Annotated in this window: 6 protein-coding genes; 1 reads left to right on the top strand and 5 read right to left on the bottom strand. The window is 54.7% G+C overall.

The features are described from left to right. Both Q3981_RS06150 and Q3981_RS06145 read right to left on the bottom strand, forming a co-directional pair. The coding region (locus Q3981_RS06150) for a cell wall metabolism sensor histidine kinase WalK (RefSeq protein WP_303124520.1) at positions 1–1748 on the bottom strand (1748 nt) is incomplete at its 3' end. 133 nt (positions 1749–1881) lie between these two features. Continuing rightward, positions 1882–2586, bottom strand: a complete 705-nt coding sequence (locus Q3981_RS06145; protein WP_204582289.1) for a response regulator transcription factor — start codon at positions 2584–2586, stop codon at positions 1882–1884. A gap of 91 nt (positions 2587–2677) precedes the next feature. Here Q3981_RS06145 and Q3981_RS06140 point away from each other — a divergent pair, with 91 nt between their 5' ends. Continuing rightward, positions 2678–3871, top strand: a complete 1194-nt coding sequence (locus tag Q3981_RS06140; RefSeq protein ID WP_303124519.1) for an AbrB family transcriptional regulator — start codon at positions 2678–2680, stop codon at positions 3869–3871. A gap of 66 nt (positions 3872–3937) precedes the next feature. Here Q3981_RS06140 and Q3981_RS06135 read toward each other — a convergent pair whose 3' ends face one another. The 3 genes from Q3981_RS06135 to Q3981_RS06125 form a co-directional block, all read right to left on the bottom strand. Beyond that, positions 3938–4738: a fructosamine kinase family protein gene (locus Q3981_RS06135; protein ID WP_303124518.1), complete on the bottom strand. Its 801-nt coding sequence runs from the start codon at positions 4736–4738 to the stop codon at positions 3938–3940. Between the two features lie 103 nt (positions 4739–4841). Beyond that, the gene (locus tag Q3981_RS06130) at positions 4842–5606 is read right to left on the bottom strand and encodes an ABC transporter permease (protein ID WP_303124517.1); all 765 of its coding nucleotides are present in this window, start codon (positions 5604–5606) and stop codon (positions 4842–4844) included. A 27-nt stretch (positions 5607–5633) separates the two neighbouring features. Further along, the gene (locus Q3981_RS06125; protein ID WP_303124516.1) at positions 5634–6632 is read right to left on the bottom strand and encodes an ATP-binding cassette domain-containing protein; all 999 of its coding nucleotides are present in this window, start codon (positions 6630–6632) and stop codon (positions 5634–5636) included. Positions 6633–6683: the final 51 nt, after the last annotated feature.

The raw sequence follows: 6683 nt of genomic DNA, 5'->3' as shown, positions 1-6683 counted from the left end.
CCATGCTGTTCCACTAAACCTTGAACGATGGATAATCCCAGTCCGGAGCCTCCACCCTGATGCCGTGATCGGGATGAATCGGCTCGGTAGAAGCGCTCGAAAATGTGCTCGCTATCCTCTGGCGGTATTCCTACACCGTTATCGATGACACGAATTCGCACCGCTTTCTTCTTCGGTGACGTTCCCAGGGTGGAATCGTCCAGAGCGATGCGAACGGCAGCCTCTGGACCTGCGTGTTTGAGGGCGTTCGTCATCAGGTTGGTGAGAACCTGGTGAAGGCGGGCGCTATCTCCTGTCACGATGGGTGGTTCCACGCAATTGTTTGTCATGGAAATATCGCGATCAGGGTAATTCACTTTCATGTTCTGAATAACACTGATTGCGACACTGAGGATATCGACACTCTTGTGCTCCAATGGACGCGAATTATCCATCCGAGCAAGATCCAAAAGATCTTGAACTAAAACGCTCATTCTTTCCGCCTCGGCCGAGATGCTATCCAGCACAAGATTGAGATCATCGGTTTGGCCCGTCCGATAAAGCTCCGCGTATCCGCTGACGGAAGTCAATGGTGTACGTAATTCGTGAGATGCATCGCCTATAAAACGACGCATTGTTTGCTCTGCTTCGCGTGCTTGCGCTTCTGCTTTGCGCGCAACGCGGGCATTTTCCTGAGCTTCTGCTTCACTTCGCTCCACCGCGACGAAGGATTGCTCGATTTGCGCCAACATTTTGTTCAGCGACCGTGAGAGCGCGCCGACTTCTGTGTCCGGCGGCCATTCTGGGAGACGCTGAGAGAGGTCGCCGTCGGCAATCTTTCCAGCGACGCGTTCCACGTGGCTGAGAGGCCGGAGTGATCGTCGGACAACGTACCAGGTCAGAATGAGGAGCACCGCGAGAACGAGCATTCCCAAGCCGGCTTCGAGAAGGAAGAGGCGGGAGATGGTTCGCTCATTGTCATCGAGTGAAACCGCGACGACGACGAGATCGCCGTCTTGGCTTTTCAGCGCCATAGCGCGCCAGTGTGCTGTGGATTTCGAACCTCGCGCGGCCGACACGGTGACGGGGCCCGTCTCGTGGGTGACCGAGTCAAGGTTGGGGTAGGACTCGAACCCGTAGTCATAGGACACGACGGAGCCGTCAGAGTGTGTGACCTGCACAAAGTATTGACTAGGAAGCCGAGGGTTTTCGCTATATGCGCTTTGCACGGGCAGGCGCCCTTGCTCGATGAAGGGCGAATGCGCTGTGGATTCCAACGAGGCGTCGATGCGCGACTGCATGAATTCCCTCAGCGTGGAGGTCACTGCGAGCCCGGTGAAGAACATTCCACCTGCGGAAATCACCATCACGATAATGATGAGCGACGTGTGCAGCGGCAACCGCGAGAGGCCGCGCTTGGCTGCACCTGTGTGCTGTTTTCGTTCCCATTCTTGCCGACGTTTTTCGCTATAGCTTCGCGGGCGCGTTGGTTCCCGTCCCGGCGGAGCGACCGGCACGCTTTTCTTCTGTGCTGAATCGTCGTCGTTGCCGGAAACGTCCTCCGTGGAGCTGGAGGCGGTGGCTTCGTCGACGTCGGTAGAAGCCTCGTGGGGGACGTCGGCATCGTGGATGGTGCCCTCGTCGGAAGAAGATGTTGTGGGAAGTGCCCATGAGTTCGTTTGATCGATAGTACTGGGCTGCGGCGCGGCTACCGGCTGGCTCGTGTCAGCGTCGTTCGGCGCATCACTCTTTTTCAGACGTTGTAACACTGCGTTGAAACGCGAATGTAGTGAAATGGCAATGGCCCCTTACGTTAAGCAATCGAATGACCGTTACACGATCACATGAAATTCACTGGTGCACCGCACATCGGCGCACCGTGCATCCAGATGGCGATACTCGTTACGCCCTAGGCGTGCGGAGAACGTATCCCACTCCTCTGACGGTCTGAATCAGGTGCGGCTCGTCCTTATCCACTTTGCGACGCAAATAAGAAACGTAAGATTCAACAACGTTTCCATCGCCACCGAAGTCGTAATTCCACACATGGTCCAAGATTTTTGCCTTGCTCAAGACAACCTCGGCATTAACCATTAAATAACGGAGCAACTTGAATTCCGTCGGAGATAAATCCACATATTCACCCGCCTTGGTTACTTCATGTGAATTGTCGTCCAGGGTGAGGTCGGCGTAGGTGATTCGTTGATCGTCGTCCACCTCCGGCGGTGTGACGCGGCGGAGAATCACTTTCAAACGCGTAACGACTTCTTCCAAACTAAACGGTTTGGTGACGTAATCGTCGGCACCAATTGTTAAACCGTGAATGCGGTCATCAACCGCATCTTTGGCTGTCAGGAAAAGGACCGGTGCATCGTGGCCGTCCGCACGGAGCTTGCTCAATAGGGTGAACCCGTCCATGCGAGGCATCATGACGTCCAGAATAAATGCGTCGGGATGGAATGAACGCGCAATATCCAACGCTTCCCCACCATCACTCGCGGTCGCGACCTCGAATCCTTGGAACTTCAAGGACACTTTGAGAAGCTCTACGATGTTTGCTTCATCATCAACAACAAGAACGCGTGTGGGGGCTTCAGCAGAACTCATAGTTCCAGTGTGCACGATTACTGGTGATTTGTCTGCATACACCGCATATGAAGTTACTGAGCACTTTCAGCCTGTTTCCTGTAAGCCGGGTGTGAGCATTCTGGGAGCCTGGTGTACGTACGCTGTGAACGCTCAGCTCACCCGCAATCAGCGTAAACTTAGCAACACCAACCGGGAGGCGATGCATCAGGTGACTACCCACCACATCAAGGCCAGCACCCGCAGGTCACTAGTCGGGTGGACCATCGCGATCATTGCGACGCTAGTTGCCGTAGGGCTCTGCCGGGTAGCGCAGCTTCCCTCCCCTCTTATGTTGGGCTCGATGGTGGGTGGGCTGTGCGGAGCCATTATCGCCAGCACGCGGATCCGGCCGCCGCGCTCCACAATCGGCCCCTCGCAAGGTGTTATTTCGCTCTTGGCGGCAGGGCCTTTGGTTAATTCTTCCCCTGACCGTTTGGCCTCCTATGCGCTTCCTTCACTTATTGCTATTGGAATCACTTTGGTTCTCTGCGCTGCCTGCGCCTGGGTGATTACACGTTTTTCAACCATTGATTCACCCACAGCAGTCATGTCGACGCTCGCTGGTGGGGCGTCGGCAATGTCTGTTCTTTCCGAAGAATTGGGGGCAGATTTCCGATACGTCACGGTTGCTCAGTATCTCCGCGTTTTTATCGTTTCCTTCTCACTGCCATTTTTAATTCCATTACTGGTTGGCGGAAATGTTGATGTTGGTTCAGAGCCCCTCGTGAACCTTTCCTCTCACTCGGTAATGAACTGGCTAGTCGTGTTGGCTGTGATCACCATTCCTGGGTGGCTTGCCAGTTTCACGCCATTGCCCGCACCCCGCCTGCTTGCCCCCTTGGCCATCGCCATTGCGATAGGTGAATGGCAACCACATCTCATTGCGATACCTGGCGTTTTGGAAGCGGCCGCATTTGTTTTGATCGGTTGGCAGGCCGGCGGCGCGTTCGACCGTCAATCACTGGTAACTAACGCTAAACGTCTTCCGCTCGCATTCCTGTGCATCATTGTTTTGATGGGCGGATGTGGCGTTATGGCCGGAATACTCACAGCCTTAGGGCTTGGAACGCTCACTGAAACATACTTAGCGACGACACCTGGCGGCCTTTATATCGTCCTAGCTATCGCCCACGACCGCGGAGCGGGACCAATTGTTACCGTCATGCAAGTGACCAGGATGATCGTCATGCTGATTGTCACTGCATTTGTGCCTCAGCTCATCCGCACTTTACGACGGATCAAAAACTCCGCCGCGCATCACTAGGCATACTCGGCTATGCGCAGCGGACTAGACGTATTGGACTATGAGCCCCGAACTATCCGTACTGAGCTAGACGTACTGGCTGGCTGCTTGAACCGTCGACGGGACGTAGCTGCTTCCGAAGAGGTACACGTGGCTAAGCAACATGCTTAGCTGATGCAACGGAATAAGTTTCCGCCATCCTTTATTGAGAAAGCCCTCACTTTCATAGCCTTCATAAATAGCGTCGAGCTTGGGAGCTCCGAAAAGAGCGAGTGCGGCGAGGTCGGTCAGTGGGTGTCCGCCGTGGGCACTGGGGTCAATCAGCACCGCCCCGGACGAGGTCCACATCACGTTGCCCGCCCATAGGTCTCCATGAATCCGAGCTGGACTGTCGATATCGTCGAAATCACCATTGCGAAGACGCTCACACACGGCCTCAACAGCCTTGTTGCCCTGTTCCCCCAAGGACGCTCCGCGCTGCGAACTATTGATGCGCTCCAGCGTCGGCATGATGCGAGCCTCCGCATACATTTCGCCCCAGTGGTCGTAATGCTTCAAGCTCAGCGGCATTAACTCATCATTCGGGCCGTGAAGACCATCGCCCTCCCAGCCGTCCGGGCCAGCGCCGAACGCTGCAGCTCCCGCTTCGTGGGTGTGTGACAGCGCAGCACCGAACTCGCGGGCAAAACGGGTTGAAGCGCGGCCATTATCCAAACGCTCCAGGACAAGCCCGCCACCAGGAACGGAATCGTCCTGACCGAAAACCTTAACGACGCGTGCCCCGCCCGACGATTCAGCCTCGCGCAACCAATTCAAGCCGGCTGCTTCCCATTCGGCAGCCCGGCCATGTGTGTTCTTCGTAAACGTATCGTCGTCAATAAAAGCCATGCCCCCAACCGTAGACGTTTACATGCCTATGGGTGACATCATTTTTTCTCTAACGATTATTCATGCGTTTCATTCACGATCTCTGGTGCAATCCGGCCTATTGCTATGAATTTTCCTTACGGAATGTACGAGTCCCCCACCAGATACCGGCAAAGAAAATGACGAGCGACCACAGAATCCCCCAGGTCACTGTGGCAGCATCAGGGTTATCCGCAAAGATTGCGCGAACAGCGTCGACGATATACCGAGTGGGCATGAAGTCTGATAGCCGTTCGAGCCACGCGGGAGCCAAAGACATCGGCAAAATGATTCCGGATAACAACAAAATAGGCATGATAAGCATATTGGTTAGGGGACCCATGACATCTTCGTCTTTACTGGTCAAAGCCAGTGCATTCGACGCAGCCGCCGAAGCCGCGCCGGCAAACAGGGTGATGATCACGCCTAGGATCACACCCGCAATAGGCGCTTTCATCCCCATCGCATAGCCCAACGCGATGAGGATGGTGGATTGGACACCCAGTTGCGTCACATCGCGCATGAGGCGTCCACATAACAGCGCAGTCCTACTAGCTGGGGTAACGCGTTCAGCTTCAATCACTCCGTCACGCCACTCGGCAATAACGCCGAAGCCGACGAACATCGCTCCGAAAACGGTCAACTGGACCAACAAACCGGGGACAAAGAACGTGTAGGCGTTCGTCGCGCCAAATTGTGCTGTCAAGGGCTTAAGTAGGGGGCCAAACAACACCAAATACATCACTGGCTGCAATAAGCCGATGATGATCCAGGCGGGGTTACGTAAATTCATGCGCAATTGTCTGCGGCAGATAATGAAACTCTCACGGAAGAAATTAGATATACCCATGAAATATCCTCGAAAGATTGTGGAGAATTAATCTCGCAGCGAGCGACCGGTCAGTGACAAGAAGACGTCATCCAGCGTGGGGCGCCGGACATTAAGATCCGCGATACCGATCGACTTCTCGTCTAATGACCTGATCAGGTCCGGTAACAGATGGCCGGAGTTATAGACGTCTGCTTCTATCAGGTCGCCACTGACTTTCAGATCAGAGGTTGTCGACGCATCTGCTGCTGACATCACGCGGGTTATAATTTCCGCGGCCTCGGCCTGGCGTGTGGCGTCGTTAAGGCGGAGAGAAACATGATCCCCAGACACCGAGCTCTTTAAATTCTCTGCCGTATCTGACGCAATAATTCGTCCGTGATCGATAATAATGATCCGATCTGCTAATGCATCGGCCTCATCCAAATAATGAGTTGTTAAGAAAATCGTTGTGCCTTGGTCTTCACGGAGGCTACGAATGTGGTCCCAAAGGTTGCTTCGCGCCTGTGGATCGAGACCGGTCGTCGGCTCATCAAGGAAAACGAGGCCGGGGCTATGGATCAGGCCCATCGCGATATCAAGACGCCGGCGCTGACCGCCCGACATATTCTTGGGCTCTCTGTCCCACAAACCATCTAAACTAAACTGTTCAAATAACTCATGTGCGCGACGCTGAGCATCTTTTTTACGCAAGCCATACAGCATGCCGTGATCCATCAGTTCCTCACCGGCGTGCGCATTGGAACCGGCCGAGCCCACCTGGCTGACATATCCGATCTGTCGACGGACCTCCACGGGCTGGGTAGCCACGTCGAAGCCTGCAACACGGGCAGAACCACTCGTCGGCTTCAACAATGTCGTGAGCATGCGAAGTGTTGTCGTCTTACCAGCACCATTAGGGCCCAAGAAGCCAATAATTTCGCCTGGATCGACGTGCAGACTCACACCGTCGACGGCTTTTACTGGTTTTTTATCACGACCGCGGCCACGAAAAGTTTGGGTCAGGTCATGCGCTTCAATCATTGGCTTACCAGGGCTATTAGGCATGGCTCACATCATGCCAGAAAACCAGTCAGCTTGGCACGGGAGGACGACGCC

This window comes from Corynebacterium sp. (genome assembly GCF_030530965.1).
Lineage (GTDB): Bacteria > Actinomycetota > Actinomycetes > Mycobacteriales > Mycobacteriaceae > Corynebacterium.
The sequence above is the reverse complement of the archived record's forward strand: the minus strand, read 5'-3'. Positions and strand labels throughout refer to the sequence as shown.